The organism is Vibrio injensis, assembly GCF_001895205.1.
GTDB lineage: Bacteria > Pseudomonadota > Gammaproteobacteria > Enterobacterales > Vibrionaceae > Vibrio > Vibrio injensis.
The window spans coordinates 396,313-420,579 of record NZ_BDJF01000027.1 but is presented as its reverse complement, the minus strand read 5'-3'; the positions used below and the strand labels follow the sequence as shown (position 1 = coordinate 420,579).

The 24,267-nt window shown below is 44.8% G+C and carries 17 protein-coding genes; 10 read left to right on the top strand and 7 right to left on the bottom strand.

The genetic code is table 11. The annotated features are described in order from the left end of the window. Positions 1 to 168 precede the first annotated feature (168 nt). Genes BSR11_RS13955 through BSR11_RS13930 form a run of 6 tightly spaced genes read left to right on the top strand, consistent with a single transcriptional unit; the run spans position 169 to position 6,981 of the window. On the top strand, positions 169 to 1,125 hold the full coding sequence (locus BSR11_RS13955; protein ID WP_072670943.1) for an AAA family ATPase: 957 nt from the start codon (positions 169 to 171) through the stop codon (positions 1,123 to 1,125). Between the two features lie 9 nt (positions 1,126 to 1,134). Then, positions 1,135 to 2,064 carry a DUF58 domain-containing protein gene (locus BSR11_RS13950; RefSeq protein ID WP_072670942.1) on the top strand — a complete coding sequence of 310 codons (930 nt, stop codon included), beginning with the start codon at positions 1,135 to 1,137 and terminating at the stop codon, positions 2,062 to 2,064. A 5-nt stretch (positions 2,065 to 2,069) separates the two neighbouring features. After that, positions 2,070 to 2,555: a DUF4381 domain-containing protein gene (locus BSR11_RS13945; protein WP_072670941.1), complete on the top strand. Its 486-nt coding sequence runs from the start codon at positions 2,070 to 2,072 to the stop codon at positions 2,553 to 2,555. Beyond that, positions 2,542 to 3,510 carry a vWA domain-containing protein gene (locus tag BSR11_RS13940; RefSeq protein ID WP_072670940.1) on the top strand — a complete coding sequence of 323 codons (969 nt, stop codon included), beginning with the start codon at positions 2,542 to 2,544 and terminating at the stop codon, positions 3,508 to 3,510. The genes BSR11_RS13945 and BSR11_RS13940 overlap by 14 nt, the downstream gene beginning before the upstream one ends. After that, entirely contained in the window at positions 3,503 to 5,338 is a 1,836-nt protein-coding gene (locus BSR11_RS13935) for a VWA domain-containing protein (protein ID WP_072670939.1), read from the top strand. Before BSR11_RS13940 ends, BSR11_RS13935 begins: the two co-directional genes overlap by 8 nt. Continuing rightward, positions 5,338 to 6,981: a BatD family protein gene (locus tag BSR11_RS13930; protein WP_072671219.1), complete on the top strand. Its 1,644-nt coding sequence runs from the start codon at positions 5,338 to 5,340 to the stop codon at positions 6,979 to 6,981. The genes BSR11_RS13935 and BSR11_RS13930 overlap by 1 nt, the downstream gene beginning before the upstream one ends. A 38-nt stretch (positions 6,982 to 7,019) precedes the next feature. Here BSR11_RS13930 and BSR11_RS13925 read toward each other — a convergent pair whose 3' ends face one another. The 3 genes from BSR11_RS13925 to astA all read right to left on the bottom strand — a co-directional run bounded on the left by BSR11_RS13925 (position 7,020) and on the right by astA (position 11,919). Then, positions 7,020 to 9,161 (bottom strand): sensor domain-containing diguanylate cyclase, encoded by a 2,142-nt coding sequence (locus BSR11_RS13925; protein ID WP_072670938.1) that lies wholly within the window; start codon positions 9,159 to 9,161, stop codon positions 7,020 to 7,022. Between the two features lie 331 nt (positions 9,162 to 9,492). Continuing rightward, the gene (gene astB, locus BSR11_RS13920; RefSeq protein WP_072670937.1) at positions 9,493 to 10,836 is read right to left on the bottom strand and encodes an N-succinylarginine dihydrolase; all 1,344 of its coding nucleotides are present in this window, start codon (positions 10,834 to 10,836) and stop codon (positions 9,493 to 9,495) included. Positions 10,837 to 10,875: 39 nt separating this feature from the next. Then, positions 10,876 to 11,919: an arginine N-succinyltransferase gene (gene astA, locus BSR11_RS13915; RefSeq protein WP_072670936.1), complete on the bottom strand. Its 1,044-nt coding sequence runs from the start codon at positions 11,917 to 11,919 to the stop codon at positions 10,876 to 10,878. A gap of 935 nt (positions 11,920 to 12,854) precedes the next feature. On the opposite strand from astA, the gene BSR11_RS13910 reads away from it, so the two are divergent. Together BSR11_RS13910 and BSR11_RS13905 are read left to right on the top strand one after the other, a co-directional pair. Continuing rightward, entirely contained in the window at positions 12,855 to 14,063 is a 1,209-nt protein-coding gene (locus BSR11_RS13910; protein WP_072670935.1) for a NupC/NupG family nucleoside CNT transporter, read from the top strand. A gap of 430 nt (positions 14,064 to 14,493) precedes the next feature. Further along, positions 14,494 to 17,028 (top strand): zinc-dependent metalloprotease, encoded by a 2,535-nt coding sequence (locus BSR11_RS13905; RefSeq protein ID WP_072670934.1) that lies wholly within the window; start codon positions 14,494 to 14,496, stop codon positions 17,026 to 17,028. A gap of 135 nt (positions 17,029 to 17,163) precedes the next feature. Here BSR11_RS13905 and BSR11_RS13900 read toward each other — a convergent pair whose 3' ends face one another. From BSR11_RS13900 to BSR11_RS13890, 3 genes are all read right to left on the bottom strand, one after another. Then, positions 17,164 to 18,294 (bottom strand): conjugal transfer protein TraF, encoded by a 1,131-nt coding sequence (locus BSR11_RS13900; RefSeq protein ID WP_072670933.1) that lies wholly within the window; start codon positions 18,292 to 18,294, stop codon positions 17,164 to 17,166. A gap of 130 nt (positions 18,295 to 18,424) precedes the next feature. Continuing rightward, entirely contained in the window at positions 18,425 to 19,813 is a 1,389-nt protein-coding gene (locus BSR11_RS13895; RefSeq protein ID WP_072670932.1) for a DEAD/DEAH box helicase, read from the bottom strand. Positions 19,814 to 19,900: 87 nt separating this feature from the next. Next, positions 19,901 to 20,824 (bottom strand): cation diffusion facilitator family transporter, encoded by a 924-nt coding sequence (locus BSR11_RS13890; protein ID WP_072670931.1) that lies wholly within the window; start codon positions 20,822 to 20,824, stop codon positions 19,901 to 19,903. A gap of 280 nt (positions 20,825 to 21,104) precedes the next feature. Between BSR11_RS13890 and BSR11_RS13885 the strand changes: the two genes are divergently transcribed. After that, positions 21,105 to 21,827 (top strand): epoxyqueuosine reductase QueH, encoded by a 723-nt coding sequence (locus BSR11_RS13885; protein ID WP_240004074.1) that lies wholly within the window; start codon positions 21,105 to 21,107, stop codon positions 21,825 to 21,827. Between the two features lie 259 nt (positions 21,828 to 22,086). Further along, entirely contained in the window at positions 22,087 to 22,689 is a 603-nt protein-coding gene (locus tag BSR11_RS13880; protein ID WP_072670930.1) for a Fic/DOC family protein, read from the top strand. 164 nt (positions 22,690 to 22,853) lie between these two features. Here the strand turns inward: BSR11_RS13880 and BSR11_RS13875 are convergent, their stop codons facing one another. Next, entirely contained in the window at positions 22,854 to 23,912 is a 1,059-nt protein-coding gene (locus BSR11_RS13875; RefSeq protein WP_419796195.1) for an ElyC/SanA/YdcF family protein, read from the bottom strand. Positions 23,913 to 24,267 lie beyond the last annotated feature (355 nt).

Here is a 24,267-nt window from a genome sequence, read left to right as displayed (position 1 = left end):
TCCAATCATTTATTTATATACCGAACTTCGTTCCATTTCTCATCGTAACGTCGGCGTCGAAATCATCACCAATCGCTTCAAGTACCGCATTTTTTTGCTGTATTGGTGGGAACTTTTCGGGTAATACATTGACCAAAAGCTGATTTTTCTATCGGGAGTTTAAGGTCCATGCAGTTAACTACCTTTCAAACACTACAAGACTATTTAAACCAGCAAGTGATTGGTCAATCCTCATTAATCCAACAGTTGCTGATTGCTTTACTGGCGGATGGGCATATTTTGGTTGAAGGCCCGCCAGGATTAGCAAAAACTCGTGCGGTAAAATCACTGGCTGAATGCATTGAAGGCGAGTTTCATCGTATACAATTTACCCCTGATTTACTGCCAGCAGACTTAACCGGTACCGATATTTTCCGCCCAGAAACAGGAGAATTCACCTTCCAACCTGGGCCTATTTTTCATTCACTGGTTCTCGCTGATGAAATAAACCGTGCTCCTGCCAAGGTACAAGCGGCAATGCTAGAAGCGATGGCTGAAAAACAAATCACCGCAGGACGTCAAACCTACTCACTACCGCCACTTTTTCTAGTGATGGCGACACAAAACCCGATTGAGCAAGAAGGAACTTATCCTTTACCTGAGGCGCAGTTGGATCGGTTTTTATTGCATTTAGAAGTGGGCTATCCTGATGCTGAACATGAATTGGCTATTTTGCGTCTTAACCGTGGAGAAGCTCTGGGACAGCGTTCTATTACTCCGCCAGTCTTGAGTCAATCGGATATTTTTTCTGCTCGACAAACCGTACTCAATATCCATATGGCTGAGGCCATCGAGCAGTATATCATCCGCCTTATCATGGCCACCCGTCATCCCAGTGAGTATGACCCAACACTAGCTCAATGGATTGAGATGGGGGTTAGCCCACGCGCAACCATCGCCTTAGACCGTTGTGCTCGTGCGCATGCTTGGCTCAGCGGCAGAGATTTTGTCAGCCCGGAGGATGTCCAAGCGATGATATATCCCGTGCTTCGCCATCGATTACTGTTAACTTATCAAGCGCAAGCAGAAGGCATCACGCCCAACCAAGTTATTGCTCACTTATTGACATTAGTCGGCAGTGCCTAGGATAAATAGATGACCAATCTTTCTCTATCATCATTACCTGAGCACGCCAATGGCGTTACCTTATGCCTTGAAGAACTACTGCCTTACCAGCAACAGGCCGTGAAATGGCTCCCTCCAGCTAAAAGTTTGTGGGCTCCATTGCTCGGTCAGCACCAAAGCCGTCAACTTGGCCGTGGAATGGATTTTGCTGAAGTGCGCCAATATCAGGCTGGCGATGATATCAGAAGCATCGATTGGCGAGTAACAGCAAGAACGGGTAAACCACACACTAAGCTCTTTTGTGAAGAACGAGAAAAACCCGTTGTTGTTTATGTCGATTTTAGCCCTTCGATGCAGTTTGGTTCGACTTTACTGTTTAAATCCGTGCAAGCTGCTCATATGGCAAGTTTAATCAGTTGGTTAGCCGTGGCACAACAAGATCGAATTGGTGCGGTTATTGATCTTGGAAACCAGTTAATTGAACTAAAACCTACCGCACGGCGTAATGGCGCATTGCGTATTCTGTCTGAACTAGTCAGTAGACAAACACAAGCGCAACAAACGGCTACTGCGTCAAATTCGTCCATGCAGGAAGGTTTACTCACGCTTGATCGACTCTGTCCTAAAGGCAGTGAGATTATCTTGCTCAGCGATTTCGTACGCTATGATGACGGAATGCAGCCATTACTAAGTCGATTAAGCCGCCATAATCAAGTCCGCATAGTACAGATTGCCGATCCATTGGAGCAAGGTATCACCGCTTTTCGTGGTATAGAACGTGTAAGAAATAACCAACACACGCGCTGGCTCAACTTTTCAGCAAATAATACCCGCGACGGTATCAAAAAATCCTTTGAATCTCAGAAACTAAAACTAAAATTATTGAGCCAACGTATGGCAATGGACTATCGCCTACTCTCTTGTGGGCGGCCTTTGTTACCACAACTATCCGGACTCTAAATTAAATGCAGGCAGCCTCATCACTACTCGACCTTAATGCTCTTCATCTTCCTGCTTTGCCCTCTTGGTGGCCATTAGCATGGGGATGGTGGGCAAGCGCAGCAGGCGCTGTTAGCGTTATTCTATTGGTTGCTTTTTTTATCCACTGGAAACGTAAGCGCCTCGCTCCGAAAAAAACAGCCCTACGCTTACTCGGTATGCCTGCGGGTTATCAGACCCCCTCTTCTGCGATTGAATTGCTGAGACAAGCCGCGCTGTGTTATTTCCCACGTGAAGACATTGCTCACCTCACGGGCCATGACTGGTACGTTTTTTTAGATAACCAATTGGGGCAACCTCTCTTTGTGCCAAATCTCACGTTATGGCAACAAGCCTTATATCAAAAACAACCCATCGAGCATCCGGAGCGTTTGGTTGCGGATTGCTACTTGTGGATAGATAAAGCATTGCCCCCGAAAAAGAGGAGTTTAGGAAACCTTGGCAAACGTTGAATTTGTATGGTGGTGGCTGTGGGCTTTACTGCCACTGCCACTGTTGGTGTACTTTTTTTTACCGCCGCAACCACCCACTACTGCAGTACCTCTCACTTATCTTCCTCCGTCCAGTGATAACCACCAACCACAGCAATGGCTGATGAAAGGTTTGGTGCTAACACTTTGGATATGCCTCGTCGCAGCGGCAGCACGCCCTGTTTGGTATGGTGAACCCATTACACACTCTCAGCCTCATAGAGATATGATGTTGGTGGTCGACCTGTCTTATTCTATGAATCAAAAAGACATGCAAATAGGCGATGAATATATCGATCGTCTCACGGCAGTCAAACAGGTACTTAGTGACTTTATCGCTCAGCGGCAAGGCGATCGCCTCGGACTGATTTTTTTTGCGGATCACGCGTATTTACAAACACCGCTCACTCTCGATAGAACCACGGTCGCTCAACAGCTTAATCAAGCCGTTTTACGTCTGATCGGCACTCAAACTGCCATCGGCGATGGTATTGGCCTTGCGACCAAAACCTTTATTGATAGTGATGCCCCGCAGCGGGTGATGATCCTCCTCAGTGATGGCAGTAACAATGCCGGCGTACTTGATCCTATCGAAGCCGCACACATCGCTAAACAGTATCACACCACGATTTACACGGTGGGCGTGGGGGCTGGTGAAATGATGGTAAGAGATTTTTTTATGACGCGTCGTATTAATACTGCTGAAGATCTTGATGAAGTAACCCTACAAAAGATTGCCGACTTGACGGGGGGACAGTATTTCAGAGCGCGTGATAAACACGATTTACAGACCATTTATCAGACGATCGATAAACTTGAACCGATTCAGCAAGCGACTCATGTTTGGCGACCTCAAAAAGAAATATTCAGCTATCCGTTAGCACTAAGTTTGTTACTTTCTATCATTTTGATGATGCTGAGGAGACATCATGTCTGAGTTTATGTTTCTTTCGCCCCTATGGTTACTCGGGATCCTACCTGTTGGCCTCGTGCTTATTTGGCTTTTGCGATACGCCACAACCACACCTCTCATTGCCCCCCATTTGGCCCAAGCATTAGGGTTAGCGGGTCGTCAGCGGCAATCACTTGTTTTGGGTGGGCTCGGTGTGTGCTGGCTAATCGCCCTCATTGCTTTAGCAGGACCTAGTTTTGAAAAACAGCCTCGGCCAAGTTATAGCCAGCAGAGTGGCCGTGTCGTGGTGATGGACATGTCACGATCGCTGTATGCTACCGATATCAAGCCAAATCGACTGTCTCAAGCTCGTTACAAAGTGTTCGATTTACTCAACGGCTGGCAAGAAGGCAGCACAGGTTTGGTCGCCTACGCTGGGGATGCCTATATTGTCAGCCCTTTAACTACCGACACAGCCACGATTGCGAGCTTAGTTCCGAACTTATCGCCAAGTATCATGCCATTACCGGGAGCCAATGCGGCGGCAGGGGTAGCACTGGCCATTGAGATGCTCCAACAAGCGGGATTTCAACAAGGCGATATTCTATTAATCGCCGACGACCTTTCCGCCAATGAAGCATCGGCGATCTCTGCTTTAGTGCGTGGTAAACCATGGCAGTTAAGCTTGCTCGGTATCGGAACCGAAAGTGGAGCACCCATTGCTATGCCTGATGGCACACTACTCAACGATCAATATGGCCAACCGGTCATTGCTAAAACTAATTTTTCATTGATGCAAGATTTAGCTAACGAAGTGCAAGGCTTATTCGTTGCTTATCGAGGAGATGATCAGGATGTCACCCGTCTATTAAGTGCCACTCAATCTCAGTATCAAGCTTCATTATCCACACCAGCCGAGTCACTCTCGGTGGCAATAAACCAAGGCTATTGGTTGATTTTATTGCTCATTTTACCAGCTGCATTACTATTTAGACGTGGCTATATTTGGATTGCGTTACTAACACTGAGTAGTGGCTTAACCGTTTCACCGGCACACGCCTCTGCATGGCTAAATCAAAATCAGCAAGCGCTGCAGGCTTATCAACAAGGTGATTATCAAACCGCAGCACAGTTATTTTCTCAACCAGAATGGCAAGGTGTTGCGCGCTATCAAGCCGGAGATTATCAAGGTGCGATTGACGTGCTTAGTCAAATCAAGAATCCCAGCGAGCAAGTACAATACAATCTAGCCAATGCTTTCGCCCAAGCCGGTGAGCTGACCGAAGCGCTACAACGTTATCAGCATATACTCGCCAATAATCCGCAGCATGCTGATGCGCAGCATAATTTAATGGTGGTAAAGCAAGCGCTTGAGCAACAGCAACAGCAACAGCAACAGCAACAGCAACAGCAACAGCAACAGCAACAGCAACAGCAACAAGAGTCTGACGCTGACGATGCTTCGTCGCAAGCAGATTCGTCACCGAGCAACGAAGCCAATCCGAGCTCTGAGAAAGAGAAAAGCTCGCCCCAAAACGGGGATGACTCACATTCGTCAGCGCAATCAGAATCGCCCCAAGATAACAGCCCGAATGCAGAACCTTCGGCTTCGTCAAATACAGATACGTTAAATACGGATGAAAAGACATCTGACTCAGCAGCAACACCGACCGAGCCGAATGCATCAGAACCAGATTTGCCCCATGAGCCAACGGTGGATCAAACCCCAGCTAGTACACAAGAAAGCGATCCGCTACTGCGCCGTTTAGAGCAAGTCGAGAGTGCTCGCGATCCGAGTCTCTTATTACGTGCACAGCTGTATTTACAAGCTCAAGAGAAATCAACTCCCCAAAATCAAGGTAATCCATGGTGATGAAATTGTTACGACTCAACTTTTCATTTTGGCTAATGATATTGCTCACTAGCATCAGTCTCTCGGCTTATAGTGCATCGTTTTATGCTACGGTCAGCAAAAATAAAGTCGTCCAAAACGAAGTCTTTCAACTGCGTCTTGTCAGTGATCAACCTGCCAATGCAGAAGCGATTGATTTTAGTCATCTAGAAGAGGACTTTTTTACCAGCCGCCCAAGCTTTGCGTCTTCAGTCAATATCATTAACAATCAACGTAGCCAGCGCAGCGAATGGACATTATCGCTAGCCGCCAATCGCTTAGGGATCTTAACTATCCCAAGCTTTGAGCTTAACGGCCAACACACCGACCCCATCTCGATACAAGTCAGTGTTGATGAACAAGCACCACAGATGGATGAACTGGTTCAACTACACAGTACCTTGTCACGAGATACTCTGTATCCAGCAGAAAGTACTATCTTAACGACTCGTCTTACCATCAAAGCGGATCGCCGCCGCTTACAAAACACCCACATCACACCACCATCCGTGGATGGGATGACTATTGATCAGATTGGTGAAACTCAACAATATCAGACGGTGATCGCGGGGATAGAAGCGACCATTATTGAGCAGCAGTATCGCTTAACAGCGACTCAAGCAGGGGAATATCGTTTAGTTGAACCTCGTTTTCAAGGCTCATACCTTTTAGGGAATACGTTACATGGTGGAGCGCGCATTATTCCCCTCAAGACTGAACCCAACACTTATTCATTAGTGGTTGAACCGCAGCCGAGTGACTACCAAGGGGCATGGCTACCGACCTCACAGTTGGCGCTCACCGATCATTGGACCAACAGTCAAGGCACACCTATCACCGATAGCGTTTATCCTCTCGAAGTGGGAGATGCTCTAACCCGAGATATTACCCTGCAAGTGGCTGGGCTCTCTGCAGAGCAGCTGCCCTCTCTTGCTCTGAGCTATCCTGATTCGATTAGCGTTTACGAGCAAAAGCCACAATTCACCACTTTAGATAACGGAGATACACTGATGCAACTCAAACAGGTGTTGATCCCACGGCGAAGTGGTGAAATCCAACTGCCTGATATCAATATTCATTGGTGGAATAGCCGCACTAAACAGGCTCAATTAAGCCAAGCGAAAGGCTTATCCCTTGATGTTTCAGCGACTCAGCCAATCAACGCTATCTCGCCCTCTGATCCGAACCATACGACAGCAATGTCTGCTCAAACAATAGTTGTTAAAGAGGCGGGATTATGGCCGTATCTGGCCGCCTTATTGGCGACTTTCTGGCTAGTCACGCTCGGATTGTATTGGTGTTTATATCGAAAACATACCCGATTGAATGAACAAGAAACAACCAACATTCAGCCTAGCTCCGCTTGGCAACAGCTACAGAATGCCTTAACTACTCAAGATGCGATGATGATTAACCATGCCCTCTCACGCTGGTTAAATGAAAGTCCATTGACTGATGCAGAGCGAGAGCAAGTACGGCAAACCCTGAATACACTGCATGAAAATAAATTTTCATTAAAAAACCAAACGTGCGACTACCAAGCCCTTAATACGCTGATAAAACGTCTTCAACAAGAAGCGCTAAAGCGGTCAGCTAAGACTCAACATCCCTTAGCGAAATTATAACGGGCACTAGGTGAAGACAAGGCGCATTGGCTTTGTCATTAGGAGAGCAGATGATCCAATGAATCCGGCAACGTTGGGGTCAATTCGGCCCCAACCACGGTATTGCGTCCTTGATGCTTTGCTTGATAAAGCGCTTTATCGGCTTCAGCGTACATACGCTCAAATTGAATTTCACTCGGCGTAAAACGAGCAACAGAGTAACCAATCGAAACTGTTAAACATGAAGAAACAGGGCTAGTGTGATGTGGAATATTCTCTTGCTCGACCGCACAGCGAATCGCTTCTGCTAACGCGGCGACTTGCTGAGCATTATGCCTAGCCAGTAGCAAGACAAACTCTTCGCCGCCGATCCGGCAGAATTGCTCTCCATCAGACTGAGTATGTTGACTGAGCACTTTACCAATCCGCATTAATGCGATGTCTCCCTCAAGATGCCCATAATAGTTATTAAATAAACCAAAGTGATCAATATCGAGCAGAATCACGCCGTAATCAACCGGATGAACGGTATGTTGTTCGCAGATTTGCTCTAACAAATGAGTCAACATACGCCGATTGCCTAAACGCGTCAGTGGATCCATTTTGGCCAGTAAATCCAGCTTCTCATTGGCTTTTTGTAGCTCTCGGGTACGATTATAGATTTCACGCTCTAGGTTTTCATTCAATTCATTGATCGCTTGCTGAGCTTTAGCACGCATTAAAACTTCGGTTAAATTGGAGGCAAACATGCGGATCACTTCCCGTAACTGAGACGTTAACGGAGAGCGGCGGATCAGGTTATCGGCTGAAATAAACGCCAATGGTTTATCGTTATCAGTCAACATCGTCATCGCCGTCCAACCAAATCCAACAATTTGACTGTCGTGATAAATGGGCACCGATTCTTTAAATACCACCTCATTCGGTGATTGTTTGGCTAAAAGGACGATTTCACTATCGATGGCAGAACTACGAAAATACGCCTCATCGACGATATTCCCTTGAATATCGGTTCCCCAAGTTCCTTGCAAGTAACTGCATTGTTCATCGGTCAGAAACACCGCCATACGATCAATACCCATGCGCTTAATCGCAAAGGCTACCGCCGTTTTACACACTTCACTCACCGTTAAACAACGCGATAACTCGACCATACTCGCATGTAACATGCGCATGTTTTGTTCCTGCCGTTTGCGGATATAAATTTGCGCTAATAACGAAGCAAAAGACCCGAGCATTTGGCGTTGATAATCACCTATCGGTTGACGACGAAAATAATTATCCATCGCTATCCAACCAAATACTTCTTCACCATCACGCAACAATAGCATGCCGTTCCATCCCTGTCCTATCACCTCACCTGCGGTATACAACGGCGCATCATCGATGATCACCAACGTTGAGTTTCCGTCGGCGATCGCTTCGATATATCGTGGCTCTAACTGATGTAAATCGAACTGAGTATGATGCTCACTTATCGTTCGTCCTTGCTCATCCGTCCCATAAGTGCCGCTAAAACAGCGTTTTTTGATGTCTAATAAAAATAAAGCCACTCGATCAAACCCCAGCTTATCGCGCACCGCTTCAACCGATGCACGATGCAACTCATCCAAATTGCTCGGATTTGATAAGGTAAGAGCTAATTGATGCACCAGTTTCATGTTATCAATAAAAATTTCGCGCTGCGTTAACTCATCGCGATACTTAGCCTCACGGCTATCACGGAGCTTAAACTCTTGTGCGGCGTCTGTTTCAGCACGGATACACTGCCAACGAGCCGCTATCAGCGGTAAGCATTCAAGCCCCCCTGTCGCCAATAACTGACTCACCCGCTGCTCACAAACTCCCTCAAACAATAAATAGGTACGTTTATCGCTGTGATTATCGAGGGTAAATAAATACGCTTCTGATGGGATAGCTTGCTGATAATCCCAGTTGCAAGTATTGGTCGCAAGCGGGATCAAGCTATCGGCGCAATCAAATTGAGCGGCCCACAACCAAAATGTCTCTGGATACTGAGCCACTGACAGCGGTTGCCCTACGGTAAAAATACTCTTTGCCTGATGGGGATGAGAAGGTGCATGGAAGATGTGCATCGCCTGAGGTAAGAGTATCTCGCGTAAAAAGGGAAAGATAACCTCAGTCAACATACGATGACTACTGCAAGTCGAGAGCTGTTTTACTAGGGTACGAGAAGACATGACCATAGCCTAAATCAAGAGTGCCTAGAGTCAAATTAGAGAATCCATCTGTGTTACTCAATCGGATCCAATAGTCTCTGTTAACCGCGCCGCAAATTAACTAAAAGGGTTTATGTATCTTAGAGATGAGCTGCATTTTTGAGAGGTTGTTTCCATTTTATTTGGAAAGCACGATAATTAATTGTGGAAATTCTCAATAGTGAGAATTTCCACAGACAAGGTTAACCCTTAAACGCGGACGATAAGAAGGATAACCAGCTATAACAGGAAGCCACGTCCTACTCTTGTCCATCAGTGAGAAAACTGACCTTTATTTTTCAGATTCAACCAATTAGGCTCGCTGAAATGGATATAACGATCCTAAGCCCATGATCTGAGTTAGCTCATCAAGCGCGGTTCGATTCTCTATTAATAATTGTGGATCAGCCAAATCCGCCTCAAGTAATCGATCGCGATAATGCTTTTTCACCCATTGATTGAGCGTTTCAAAACGCTGATCATCCATTAAGCATCGGGAGTTAGTGGCTTTAAGCTCTGATGCATTGAGAACAACACGCAAACGTAAACAAGCCGGACCGCCGCCATTACACATACTTTCGCGCAGGTCAAACACCTTAACTTCATCAATCGGACCACCGCTGCTGATCAATTGCTGCAGATACGCCCACACTCGCGGGTTTTGACGAGACTCTTCAGGAACGACAATCAGCATTTTGCCATCGGTTTTAGTGAGTAGCTGGCTGTTAAATAAATAGCTGTCTACCGCATCTTGCACCGCAACTAACTCGGTCGGAACCTCAATCGGGATAAATGGACTGTCTAAAGCGTTCAGCTTTTGCTCTAGCTCAGCAAAAGCGCGCGCTTGATCGAGAAACGCTTGCTGATGATGGAACAGCACCGGTCCATTGCTGACCGCAATCACATCATTATGAAAAACCCCTTGATCGATCACCGCCGGATTTTGCTGGATAAACACTCGCTGCGCAGCGTTTAATTGATGCAACCGTGCCACCGCTTCACTCGCTTCACGAGTTTGTCGAGCAGGAAAACGCTGTGGTTCAACATCTCCTCCCCATGCTTGACGACCATACACAAACAACTCGACCCCAGGAACAGCATAATCACGACATAACCGATTATGATTTGCCGCGCCTTCATCACCGAAAAGAGCTTGCTGAGGCAGTGCAGCATGGTGGACAAAATGTTCAGCAGAAGAAAATACCGCTTGTAGTGCTCGGCGGGTTGTCGTGGCTTCAATTGAACGATGAAATTTATTATTCAGATTAGCAACCGTAAAGTGAACTTTGTTATCGGCCGTATCCGCCGAAGGAGAAACCGTCGCAGCATTAGCAACCCACATCGATGAAGCGGAACTCACATTAGCCAACAGCTGTGGAGCTTGCTTGGCAACCTTAGCCAGTATTTGCTCATCGCGTCCACTAAAGCCTAATTCACGCAAAGTCGCCATACAAGGGCGTTCTTGGGGAGGTAATATGCCCTGTACGAACCCCATATCATGAAGTGCTTTCATCTTGCTGAGCCCTTGCAGCGCAGCTAGCTGCGGATTGGAAGCCGCATTTTTATTCGAAGTTGACGCAACATTACCAAACGATAATCCAGCGTAATTATGGGTAAGCCCGACTAGACCATCAAAATTCACTTCATAAGCTGACATAGACAACGTCCTTATTGTTATTGATTTTAAAAGGGAACATTAATAACTCGCGGCCACACGCGGCTGCGCAAATAATGAGGCAATTCTGACTTTATCACCTTGTTGGACCCGCAATTGATCCGCTTGCTCAGCGGTCAACCTTATCTGCTGATCAGCGTATTGCGCATTACTGATCATTGCTCGATAGTGATGATAACTTAGGTTACCAATCAGCCACGTGATCTCACCTTGGGGCGGTGAGTCAACGATCAACACCTCACATAACTCACTGTCGCGAACCATGCGTAAATCATCAATGTACGCTTCCAATGTCGGACCCGCATCGAAAATATCGATGTAGCCTTCATAACGCATCCCTTCATCTTCAAGAATTTTACGCGCAGGTTCAGTATTCGGATGCACCTTAGCAATCACCTGCTGCGCAGACTCCGATAAAAAATCGACATACAGAGGATGTTTCGGCATTAATTCGGCGATAAACGCTTTTTGACCAATCCCTGTTAAATGATCCGCTTGACTAAACTCAATCGAAAAGAATCGTCGGCCAAGGCTTTCCCAAAACGGTGAATAACCACTATCGTCAGATACACCACGCATCTCAGCAATTAATTTATCGGTGAAATGTTCTCGGAAACTCGCCATAAACAGCAAACGACTTTTCGATAATAAATGGCCATGTTTACCTAATCGAAAATCAGGATCGAGAAAGAGTGTGCACAGCTCACTGCATCCCGTATGATCATTACTCAAAAATAAGGTCGGCATTTGGTTATAAACATCGAGCTCTTTGGACGCATGCACCAAAGTCCCAACCCGAAAATCGTACCACGGTTCATTTAAACCAATCGCCACTTCTAAACCACTGACACCAACCACTTGCTGGGTTTCTGTCTCTTCCAAGACAAACAGATAACCTTGATCATGCAGTGGCGCGTCTCCTTGCCAAGTCGCCAGCATTCTTTCAATTCGCTGCGCTAAACGCTGTTCATGATGAGGTAACGAAGTGAATCCCACTCCGGTTTTTTTAGCTAAAGCTAGCAATGCGGGTTTGTCATCCCTAGTCACTGGGCGAATAAGCATCATAACTTGAATCCTTGTTGTGATGGGTGATGTTCTTGGGCGTAAACGAAGAACATAACCATGCAAAATAGCCACACAAATAATTCTTACTGTCTACTCATCACTAAAAATGCATTATTTTTGACACGTTATGCTAACAAGTAAGGATTATTATCCAGAAGTGCTACTATTTATTTAAAATTTGGTGGTTATTACTAAACATTGATTAACTTTGTCTTGTTCACATAGTAAATTCAAACAAAGAAAAATATCAACACTTTTAACAAAAAACCAACCAAAGCAAGTCAATCACATAACAAAAACCAACGTAATAAACTGAAAAATAAATGAATTACTTTAATAGATGGTAATGCAGATTTAAGCCTTTTCTATTTTCCCACTCTCAAAAATCTACATTGATTGGCTTAATATCCACGACTCAATAAATAGAAACCCATAATCGAAAAGAGAAAAAATAATCACCATTGATGCATAGTCATGCCGTATATTATTACTCTTATTTTCGATAATTAGGCTTTATGAAACTTTATTTTATAAATAAACCATTTATTTCAAGACATCATAAATGATGATCCAATAAAAAATATGGTAGGGAATGTTCAAAGCAACCGATTACTTAGCTTAATCGGTGAAAGAATCGAAACTGCGCATTCATTAATTGAATAAATGTGATGAAAATCTCTTTTTGTATCGCTATACTCCGCGCTCGGTGTGCATCCGAACTCACCAATACAAGCCGTCATATGGAATAGTGAACGACCCTAGGATAGGACCAGCTCGTTAACTTTGCTTGTAAAGGTGCTTTATGAACAGACAACGGCGACCGCTTAGGTCATTACTTCCCTCCTACACTGCTAGCCAGTGCCGTAGCCTGTTCCCGCCTTTTATAAACATGACACCCACTCTCTTTCCATTCATTCACGACATCGAAAAAAATTATGACAATTATTTTTAGTTTATTGGGCATGCTGGTCTTGCTCGCTTTGGCGTATCTGCTCTCAGAGAAACGTACGATTATTAATTGGAGAACGGTTTCACGGGCGCTATTACTGCAAGTCAGCTTTGCTGCACTGGTCTTATACTTTCCTTGGGGACAAGCTGCACTGGGTGCGCTCAGTCAAGGGGTTGCAAGTCTGTTAGGCTTTGCTGATGTAGGCATCGCCTTCTTATTTGGTGATTTAGCCAATACTGGGTTTATCTTTGCAATTCGTGTTTTGCCGATCATTATCTTTTTTAGCGCGCTGATCTCTGCACTGTACTATTTAGGCATTATGCAAAAAGTCATCGCTTGGTTAGGCGGCGGGATCCAGCGCTTTTTAGGCACCAGCAAAGCTGAGTCTTTAGTCGCTACGGGCAACATTTTCTTGTCACAAGGTGAATCCCCGCTATTAGTACGTCCCTTTTTGCCTAAATTAACCCGCTCAGAACTATTTGCAGTGATGACTGGCGGTATGGCTTCTGTAGCGGGTAGTGTGCTCGGTGGCTATGCAGGACTCGGTATTGAGCTAAAATATCTGATTGCCGCTAGCTTTATGGCGGCGCCCGGTAGCTTGCTCATGGCGAAAATCATCGTCCCTGAAGCAGGAAAACCGTGCGATCAGACCGATGTACACATTGATGGTAGCGAACAAAGTAATGTGATTGATGCTCTGGCAAGCGGCGCAATGAATGGCATGAAGGTGGCTGTCGCGGTCGGAACCATGCTCATCGCGTTTGTCAGCGTAATCGCTATGGTCAATACTGGGTTAGAGAGCTTTGCCGAACTGTTTGGTTTACAAGGCATCACTTTACAGCTCTTACTCGGCTATCTGTTTGCACCACTGGCTTGGATACTCGGTATCCCTGCTCATGAAATGATTCAAGCGGGGTCTTATATCGGCCAAAAAGTGATCATGAATGAGTTTGTGGCCTTTATTGATTTTATCCAACATAAAGAAACACTGTCTGAGTACAGCCAAGTGGTTATTACCTTTGCTTTGTGTGGCTTTGCCAATATTGGTTCGATCGCGATTCAGCTCGGTTCGATTGGCGTTATGGCACCAGAGCGTCGGGCAGAAGTGGCTAATTTAGGCCTGAAAGCCGTGATTGCTGGCACTCTTGCTAACCTAATGAGTGCTTGTTTGGCTGGTTTGTTTATTTCACTGTAAATCTCTTAATGAAGAAGGACTCTGTCCTTCTTCATTATCTTATCTCTCTCATTCGCCCTCTTTGAGAGCAAGTGAGATCTTATCTAATCTTCGCCCTTCTACGCTCAATGATTGACTGGATTACCCACTGGGTTTTGCTAGTTATTGCATCGAGAACCTCATGATTTACTCTTTTCTACTCTCCATAAATAAACTTTATTGTTGCATAATGGTCTGATAGCCGAGCTCAATACTCGCGACTATTCAATGAGCTAGGTTTGAAGTGTGTGGTTGCCTGTGCGTCTATCGACTTGGCATTGCAGATAGTTAGCCAGTTTAATTATTCCCTAGACACAGATAACTCGGTGACTAGGGTAAAGGCTCACAGTAAACACCGCTACCGTCTCCAATAGGAAGGGTATATCCTCCAATAATAAAGGACCGTTACCGCATGATAATGCATTCTCGTCAACGTTTAGTTACCGCGCTACTTGCTGGAGCGTTATTAAGTTCCTCGCCACTATGGGCTGAAGAGCCTACTGTCGATGACTCCATGAGTTACAGCAGTATCGTTGAAACCATGAGTCATAAAGAAGGTTTCATTAATTTTTATCGCGACCAAACTACCGGTGAGACGCTATTTGCCATCAATGAATCACAGCTCAATCAGCCAATGATTTATCTTGCCCAAAGTCTGGATGGTATTGTTGAAGCAGGGCATTTTCGGGGCAACTTTCGTGAAACTCGCGTCATCGAATTTCGTCGTTATTTCGATAGAATTGATATCGTTGCGTTGAATCCTCGTTTTCAATTTGATCCCAACAATCCTCTATCCCGAGCAGCTAACGCAAATATTAGTCAAGCGACGCTGGCAACCCTACCAATCATTGCCGAGGAAGAAGGACAAATCCTACTAAGCGCGGATAGATTATTCATCGGTGATGCACTGCATAAACTGACGCCTACTCTCGACCGACGTTCATCAGGAGCAGGGTTCATGATGGGTGAACTGCTCGAGCATCGCTCGCGTTTTAGCGCAGAGCGCGTCTATCCGCGTAATGTCGACGTGGTGATCGACTATGTATTCTTAAACAATGAGCCACAAGAGAGCTCTGCTGCTCAAGCCGATGCACGGATCACGCAAATCCGTCTTCAACATTCATTGATTGCACTGCCTGAGAATAACTATCAACCACGCGCCGATGACGCGCGAATTGGCTACTTTACTCAATCGTTTGATCGGATGACCGATAGCAGTTGGGCTCCTTATGGTGATGTGATTAATCGCTGGCACTTAGAGAAAAAACACCCAGAGCAAGCGCTCTCAGAACCCGTAGAACCTATTGTGTGGTGGATAGAAAATACCACTCCTCATGAATGGCGAGAGGCGATTCGCCAAGGAGTAGAAGGATGGAATATCGCCTTTGAAGCTGCGGGATTTAGAAATGCACTGGTCGTCAAAGAGCAGCCGGATGATGCCGAGTGGGAAGCGGGAGATATTAATTATAACGTACTACGCTGGACCTCTTCTCCTCAACCTCTGTTTGGCGGTTACGGCCCTTCGCTGGCGAACCCTTTAACCGGTGAAATTATTGCCGCAAACATCATGTTAGAGCATATTTTTCTGTCTAATGTTTGGTTAACCGAGCAAGTGTTCGCGCCTGTCAATCAAACTCAGCAAACGCACACTCATACCATTAACGGACAACAAGTGCATTGCTCTGCCGCGCATTCTCTACAGCAAGATTTGATGATGGCAAGAGCAACTTATGGTTTACCGACTGGCAAAGCCTTTGCCGACAATGAGCGTTTACAACAAGGTTTACGCCATTTAGTGATGCACGAAATCGGGCATACCTTGGGGCTGAGCCATAATATGAAGTCACACTCTTTATGGGATAATGAGCAAATTCATGATAAGTCACTCACTAAAGGGGTTTTGTCGGGATCGGTAATGGATTACGCGCCGATTAACTTAGCCCCCGTAGGTAAACCTCAAGGTGATTATTACAGTTACTTACCTGGGCCTTACGATATCTGGGCGATTGAATATGGTTACTCTCCCGCCCTTGCCGATCCTGAACAAGAGTCACAACGCCTAGAAAGTATTTTACAGCGTTCCCATCAACCTGAATTGGCATTTGCTAACGATGCGGATGATATGCGCTTTCCTGGCGTCCACATTGACCCTCGAGCAATGATTGGCGCACACAGCTCAGATCCTATTACCTATGCGACGCAACGTTTTGAGCTGATTAAGCACACCTATCCTCAATTATTGCAAACGGCGCGCGTACCTGGTCAATCTCATCAGCAGTTATTGATCAGCGCGAATGTGCTCTTTAATCACTATCTCAATCAGGCCAATGTTGTTTCGCGCTATATCGGTGGTATTTATGTTGAGCGAGCGGTGGTTGGACAAGATCCACAAGTCAAACCATTTACTCCCGTCGCCCTTGCTGATCAACAGCGCGCAATGCGTACTTTAGCCAACTATGTCTTTGCCCCTGATGTCTTACAAGAGATGATGCCGCTACTCAATTATATGCAGCCTCAACGACGCGGATTTGATCGATACGGTATCAATGAGGATCCGAAACCTCACCAACGCCTCTTTGCTATGCAGCAAATGGTCCTCGATCATCTATTGCATCCTAACGTCACGATGCGTCTCAGCGATAGTCGATTGTATGGTAACCAATACAGCGTCAATCAGATGCTCAGTGAATTAACTAACGCTATTTTTGTCGATGCCAGACAAGTCAACAGCATCAGTCAAATGCTGCAGGTTAGCTATGTACAACGTCTGATTGTGATCGCAAATCTTGATAAAGAGAATGAAAGTGAGCACGATTTTGTGACTCGCTCTGAGGCTTTAGCGCAACTCCACGCGATTCGTAAAATGCGCCTTTCAAGACACGTGAGCGATGAAGTGAAAAATCATTATCAGTTTATTAATCAGATGATAAATAACGCATTGAAATAAAATAAAAAACCGCTTCAACGTCGAGTAGACCTGAAGCGGTTATACATGTCAAAGCGGTGGACATATTGCCCGCCGCTTTATCTCTATTTTAGCAAAGAGCATCACTCTAAAGACAATGACGCGATAAATATCAGCTTAAAAAGTCAGCGAAAGGTTAGCGGCAACCCCCATCTGATGTTTACCAGCGTAGTTCCCTGCTAAATCAAAGCGCACCACATCAAACGGACTAAAACCAATACCTGCGGTAATAGCATTATCAAGATTACTTTCTAAATCAATCTCATAACCAGCACGTAATTGCGCCCAGCGCCATGCATTACCTTCAATACCAAAGCGTAAGAACTGGGTATCATCCCCTTTGCCGTCAAAACGAGATTGTTTGGTGAGATCTAAATCCACAGCAGCGGTGAAAGCATCGGTGACATAACCACCCGATACGGTAACTTGAGTATCCAATTTGTATTGGTTGATACCATTAAATGTCGTGATTTTTTGACTAAACAGATCTTTTACCGCCACACCTGCGCGATAGTTATCTTTTAGCCACACGACACCTAAATCGAGGTTAAAAGCGCTGTCACTGGTTTCACTCTGATCATAATCATCTAAATCAAATTCTTTAACACTTAAGCTCTGTTGATAAGTTTTGAGTTGTTGGATTTTCGGCGCTACACCGATAGCCCATTGGTGGCCGCGATACTGCACCATTTTAGCCACTGCAAGCCCGTATTCGGAATAACCAAAGGCCATGAGATCAACACTGGAGTCTTGATAGCGAGTGACCGGATCAACATCATCACTGATCTGTGCTTTCGCGAGGATCTCAACGTAGCCGCGCGCAAAAAAGTTTAATGAAACTCGGTTCATCGGAATGGCGACGGCAACACCTAAACCACCAGACACCGCAAAAGGTTTATTGTTATTTAAGTCATCTAAATAACGATTCAATCGATCTTGCGTTGCTTGCGAAGTATCACCAGCTTCAAACGCTTTGATCACATCTTGTAAATCATCAATCGTCGATAAATTATCATCGCTATCGCGCAGGTTAATACCGACGGCGGGTAATAAGACGCCAAAGTCATCTCGGCTACGATAAACCGCGGTTAACGCTGGGTTATAAAACGGCGCTAATAGATAATCAGAGGTGGTCACCCCTGTATTACCCATTGCATTCCCTCGCGCATCAGCGACCGCATTCGCCGCTAACGCAGAACCAGAAAAAAACGCCCCAAGCACCACTGCCAGTTGTGTGTATTTTTGCATATCCTTATCACCTGTACGTGAAAACACTCATCAATAAGGTTAATACACGAAAAGCTAACTCGCTAAATTACTGTCCATTTTTTTAACCGCGCACGCTTATTGATAAAATGAGTGCGCGACTATTATTCGCTTAGTTTGATTTCGCTGAGCGAGGTGCAGGTTTAGCCGTCGACGTTTTGGTTGTCGATGAAGGGCGACGCGTACGATGGGACGGACTCTTTTTTGCTGAATTAGGATTAGATTTATTCGCAGGTCGAGCCTCATTGGATCTTTGTCCGCGGTGACCTGCATTTTTCTGTCCCGCAACCGCCTCGGCTGGCTGTTTTACCTTTTTAGGCTTTTTAGGTTTTAAAGGTCGTGTATCCAACTTTGATTCAGGCACCGCATTGCTAGGCTCAAAGCCTGCCAAGCTGACTCGTGGTAACACCGTTTGAATTAAACGCTCGATGGCAAATAATTCTGGCGCTTCCAATTGACACACAAACGAGACCGCTTTGCCCACTTCTCCAGCACGACCAGTACGTCCAATACGATGGACATAATCTTCAGCCACTTTAGGCAATTCAAAGTTGACTACTTGTGGCAGTTGAGGAATATCGATACCACGTGCAGCAATGTCGGTGGCGACCAAAATGCGGATATCACCCGCTTTAAAATCGGCTAACGCACGGGTACGTGCGCCTTGACTTTTATTACCATGGATCGCCGCCGCAGTTAAACCTTGTTCATTTAAATACGTTGCTAAGCGGTTAGCACCATGTTTGGTACGCATAAACACCAACACTTGTTGCCAATTACCCTCTTTGACCAATTTAACTAACATGGCTGGTTTCTTTTTCACATCAGCCGGATAAATGCACTGTTCAACGGTTCTTGCCGTTGAGTTGGCAGGGCTGACTGAAATTTCAACCGGGTTATTGACTAAGCCTTTGGCAAGCTCTCGGATCTCAGCCGAAAACGTTGCCGAGAATAATAAGTTCTGACGCTTTTCTGGCAATAGTTTCAGTATCTTACGAATATCACGGATAAAGCCCATATCTAACATTCGATCCGCTTCATCCAAAACCAAAATTTCCAGTTGATCAAACTTAACCGCATTTTGGTTATACAGATCCATCAATCGGCCAGGGGTAGCCACTAAAATATCTGCACCTTTACACATCCGCTGCATTTGTGGGTTAACTTTCACTCCACCAAATACAACGGCACTGCTTAACGGTAAATGGCGACCGTAGACTAGAATACTTTCTTGAATTTGCGCAGCCAGCTCACGGGTAGGAGTAAGAATTAAAGCGCGCACCTGATTAGCTCTCGCTTTTGGACCCTTTGATAAAAGCTCCAAAATGGGCAGAGTAAAACCGGCTGTTTTTCCTGTGCCAGTCTGAGCTGCTGCCATGACATCCTTGCCCTCTAATACCGCAGGAATGGCCTGCACTTGGATAGGCGAAGGCGTGTTATACCCTTTTTCTTCAATAGCTTTAAGGATTGGTGCAGACAGACCGAGCGAGGTAAAACCCATATATGATTCTCAATAGTAATAAATAAACAACGCGGCAGACCGCGCAAAGTCCGCCATTTTGAGGCCTTTACTATTGGGTAGCAACCGTTAATTACAAATACCAACCGATTGACGGCTCACAACGCTTTGCCTTGAATGGCTATAATCAGGCTCAACATGAATTAACACCTCCGCATTCGGCAGTACAGCCATGATCGCCGCTTCAATCTGATCGCATTGTTGATGGGCAACATCAACACACATCGATTTAGGTACAGTAAGATGAAAATCTATATGGCGACGACGCCCCGAGTAACGAGTACGTAACTGATGGAAACTCATCTCTGATCCACAAGCCGTTTCAATGGTTTGGCGAGTCAGCGCCAACTCTTCATCAGAAATACGATGATCTAACAAAGGATGAAACGCTTCGCACAACAGGCTCACTCCCTCACGAGAAATAAATACCGCAACAAAGATGGCCACAATCGCATCGATAAAATACCAGTCATAACCTAAGTACCCAGCGACTAACATCACTGATAGTCCCACCGCCACACCGAGTGAGGTTAATACATCGGCCTTTAAATGCAGAGCATCCGCTTGTAGCGCGATTGATTCTTCTTCTTTCGCTACGCGATAAAGATGTTTTGAAACCAAGATATTCACCAGAGCTGAAATCAGCATCACAATCACCCCTAACCCGATAGCACTCACTGGTTGAGGATTAAACAGCTTACTGATCGCTTCATAGACAATCCATGCAGCAGCACCCAAAATCAATAACGCTTCTAATACGCCTGAAACGTTCTCAATTTTACTGTGTCCGTAAGGATGGTTATCGTCTGGGGGTAAATCTGAGGTACTAACGGCAAATAACGCAATTAACGCCGCAATAAGATCCATGGCAGAGTGTATTGCCTCTGAAATGATACTCACCGAGCCACTCAAAATGCCCACCGTCATTTTCATCACAATTAGCGTGCTATTAGAACCCACCGAAATAAGTGCTGCGCTGGTTTTACGATTCATTCCCGAACTCCACAAAAACACCCAACTCACCGCCGCTAATCATAGCACAAGTTTTTTACACAATACGTCTATAATTTTTATAAAAAATACAATCATAAGCATGCTAAATCATTAAGATAAAAATCAATAAAAACAACACCATAAAATTGAATAGAAACAATTATCACTACTTGTTATTAGTATTTAATTAAAACTCGGATATAACATAAAATATCGTTATGTTTAAACCACAAAAACCAAAAAAGAGCCCACTTTCATCCAATTTTTATACTGAGCATTAATGACTAGAAAACTGACTGCATATTGGTACAATACGTTAACATTATTTATTCACCATCATGTCTTTACTCTTATGTCCACTTTACAAACTATCGTTCTCGAAACCGCCAATGTATCCAATAAAGTCCTGCTTCATTCTTGCTGCGCCCCTTGCGCTGGTGATGTGATGGAGCGAATAGTTAACGCGGGGATTGAACTCACCGTCTTTTTCTATAACCCAAACATTCATCCAGAAAAAGAGTATTTGATCCGTAAAGAAGAGAACATTCGTTTTGCCGAGAAGCTGGGTATTCCGTTTATTGACGCTGACTACGACGCACCAAACTGGTTTGAACGGGTTAAAGGCATGGAGTGGGAACCTGAGCGCGGCATTCGCTGCACCGAATGCTTTGACATGCGTTTTGAACGCACCGCTTTATATGCCCATGAAAATGGATTTGATACCTTCACCAGTTGCTTAGGGATCTCGCGTTGGAAAAATATGCAGCAAATTAATGACTGTGGTCAACGCGCTGCAGCACGTTACCCAAACCTGACTTACTGGACTTTTAACTGGCGCAAACAAGGCGGTGCAAGTCGCATGGTTGAACTCGCCAAGCGAGAACGTTTTTACCAACAAGAGTATTGCGGCTGTATTTACTCACTGCGTGATACCAACCGCTGGCGAGTGGCCAATGATAGGCCACGGATTCAAATTGGTGTGCAGTATTATACTGATGAGTAAGTCACTTATTCCTAGATCACCGAACCAAAAAATCTTACGTTTAACATTTGATCCTGATTAACCACACCATTACACTGACAACGTGACATCATAAGGTTGAGTGAATATATGCAAAATAGTCATGCCAAAATTGATATTCCAGAGCGCTCCATTGAAAGAAAATTTGTGCCTAAGCTGAGTAATTTTAAGGTCAGTACTGCCTACGAAGGCCTAAACGCGAGTGGTAAACCGTCAACCCTAGAAGCCCTAAAGCGCCGATATGCGAGATAAATACGGCGTCAGTCGGGATCATTATTGCTACCCCGATTCAGATACACTCAAAAATCAACTGAATATTCAAGACGGCGATGAACTGCATGAAGCAGAAACTGCCTTTTCTGAATACCGATACATCAACTATGTCAGCCAACTTTCTACTTTAGAGCAATTCGACGTTGAACACTTTCGAGCCCTGCATTGGGTGCTTTTTCAAGACGTCTACTCATGGGCAGGAAAATACCGCGATGTTGATATTAGCAAGGGCACAACCCGATTTTGTAATTGCCTCTATATCGAAAAAGAGCTAAATCGCCAATTGGCAAGAATCCCTCAGCTACGTAACTGTGTCGATAGAGCTGCGTTTGTACATCTTATTGCTGATATTTTCTGTGAAATTAATATCGTTCATCCCTTTCGCGAAGGTAATGGCAGAGCAACACGCTTTTTCTTTGAAGAGTTAGTTTTTGTCGCAGGATATGAACTGGATTGGCCTGAAGTATCCAAAGACCACTGGCTTGAAGCCAATATTCAAGGTTATCACGGCAATTTATCGCTTCTCGAAGAACTATTTGATAGAGCGATCAGCCAAACCAAGCTCTTGTAAATTGCTTTATCGATATCGACAACTTTCCTCATTAATGCCAACATAAACTGATACTCGTTAGCCAAATACGCCAGCAAAGCATACTCAGTGTCAACCGATTAGATTAAACCTAATTTGTTGTTACCACTAACACCGCAGGCAACAACAAATTACGCGACGTGTCCTTAGCGAGCTTCTAGTGGATAAGAACGGTAGCTCCACATACCATAAGTTCTCAAGGCATCACGATAAATACCCAATAACTCAGATTGACTAACTTGTTTTAAATCGGCAAGTGGTTTATCTGGATAACTGACCGTATCAAAAGTAATACCATGAGGGCCGGTTTGCCAACTGGTAATTTCAAATAAGGCCTGCCCACGACGGACATGACTAGCAGAACTGATGATTGTGGCATGATCTATTTTATGTCTTGCTAAGGCGTAGCTACTGAATAATGCATTATCAACCGTACTTGTTGCGTAGTTCTCTTCAATAATGCGATTCGGGTTGACGCCTTTCTCTCTCAACCAATCTGCCATCAGTTTGCCTTCAGTTTTATGATTTTGAGGAACACCGCCTGTTAATATGATCACGGCATTAGGATCCGCCTTCGCCATCGTCAACGTTGTTTCTAAACGAGCAATCAGAATATCATGCATTGAACCATCGGGGTTGAGTGCATAACCCAGAGTGACAATCGCATTTTTTCCAGCCTTAGGCTGATGTGCAATTTCTTTTAATGGCGTTGTTAATATTCGATCCACCACAGCAAAAATCTTCTGTAAATCGGATAAACGGCCGGGGTTCAGCTTAGCCAATGCATTCATATGTTGCTTTGATTTCGTCTCATCCCCTTTGACTCTTAACCACACCGCAAGATAAGAATGAAGATCGATATCGTCAGGAGCAACAGCTAACGCTTGCTGGTAAAGATCGAGTGCCCTATCAATGTCGTTATTGTATATTTGAGCATTCGCTGCGGAAATTAATAAATCGGTACGGTAAGGCTCAAGCTGATAGGCCTCTAATAATCGCTCAGTGACGATTTGCATGTTCGTCGGCATTTTGGCCGTAAAACCAGCATGAGAAATACGTGAGGGGGATTTAAAGGCAGTAACGGCATCCGCTAACAATTGGTCCACAACCTGACGCTTAGTAACCAATTGTGCGTAGTCAACGCGAGAATGAACTGCCGCCGTTTGAGTTTGCGCCAATGAGTAAACGGGCATCACCAACGTCATAGCACTACCTAACATCATAGCAACAATAGTTTTTTTCATGGCTTAACTCTCTATTAAGTAAAAATGAACAAGTAATTTTTCATTGTAAATTTACCCAAAATAATGATTGTGAAATCACTCGCAAATTACTATTTTCAAGCACTTAATATAGCTAAACTCTGGCTCAACCTCTCAAAAACCGATTATATCCACACTGAAATTTCACCTAGAAAATTAAGGTTTTTATCGATCTACACTTTTCAGTAGTACACTGCCTGTCTTTCCTGAAAATTTATCATTTATCCACACACAAAATAAATGTAAACCACCTTATTAAAAAAGCCGTATTCTCTTTCGAGTAATACGGCTTTGCACA

What these genes read in the sequence shown, in the direction of transcription:
- astB (WP_072670937.1), bottom strand. Translation starts at nt 10,836, where the DNA reads ATGTCAGCTTATGAAGTGAATTTTGATGGTCTAGTCGGGCTTACCCAT.
- astA (WP_072670936.1), bottom strand. Translation starts at nt 11,919, where the DNA reads ATGATGCTTATTCGCCCAGTGACTAGGGATGACAAACCCGCATTGCTA.
- BSR11_RS13885 (WP_240004074.1), top strand. Translation starts at nt 21,105, where the DNA reads ATGACTAGAAAACTGACTGCATATTGGTACAATACGTTAACATTATTT.
- BSR11_RS13905 (WP_072670934.1), top strand. Translation starts at nt 14,494, where the DNA reads ATGATAATGCATTCTCGTCAACGTTTAGTTACCGCGCTACTTGCTGGA.
- BSR11_RS13930 (WP_072671219.1), top strand. Translation starts at nt 5,338, where the DNA reads ATGAAATTGTTACGACTCAACTTTTCATTTTGGCTAATGATATTGCTC.
- BSR11_RS13910 (WP_072670935.1), top strand. Translation starts at nt 12,855, where the DNA reads ATGACAATTATTTTTAGTTTATTGGGCATGCTGGTCTTGCTCGCTTTG.
- BSR11_RS13890 (WP_072670931.1), bottom strand. Translation starts at nt 20,824, where the DNA reads ATGAATCGTAAAACCAGCGCAGCACTTATTTCGGTGGGTTCTAATAGC.
- BSR11_RS13895 (WP_072670932.1), bottom strand. Translation starts at nt 19,813, where the DNA reads ATGGGTTTTACCTCGCTCGGTCTGTCTGCACCAATCCTTAAAGCTATT.
- BSR11_RS13950 (WP_072670942.1), top strand. Translation starts at nt 1,135, where the DNA reads ATGACCAATCTTTCTCTATCATCATTACCTGAGCACGCCAATGGCGTT.
- BSR11_RS13900 (WP_072670933.1), bottom strand. Translation starts at nt 18,294, where the DNA reads ATGCAAAAATACACACAACTGGCAGTGGTGCTTGGGGCGTTTTTTTCT.
- BSR11_RS13875 (WP_419796195.1), bottom strand. Translation starts at nt 23,912, where the DNA reads ATGACGTTGGTGATGCCCGTTTACTCATTGGCGCAAACTCAAACGGCG.
- BSR11_RS13880 (WP_072670930.1), top strand. Translation starts at nt 22,087, where the DNA reads ATGCGAGATAAATACGGCGTCAGTCGGGATCATTATTGCTACCCCGAT.
- BSR11_RS13945 (WP_072670941.1), top strand. Translation starts at nt 2,070, where the DNA reads ATGCAGGCAGCCTCATCACTACTCGACCTTAATGCTCTTCATCTTCCT.
- BSR11_RS13925 (WP_072670938.1), bottom strand. Translation starts at nt 9,161, where the DNA reads ATGTCTTCTCGTACCCTAGTAAAACAGCTCTCGACTTGCAGTAGTCAT.
- BSR11_RS13955 (WP_072670943.1), top strand. Translation starts at nt 169, where the DNA reads ATGCAGTTAACTACCTTTCAAACACTACAAGACTATTTAAACCAGCAA.
- BSR11_RS13935 (WP_072670939.1), top strand. Translation starts at nt 3,503, where the DNA reads ATGTCTGAGTTTATGTTTCTTTCGCCCCTATGGTTACTCGGGATCCTA.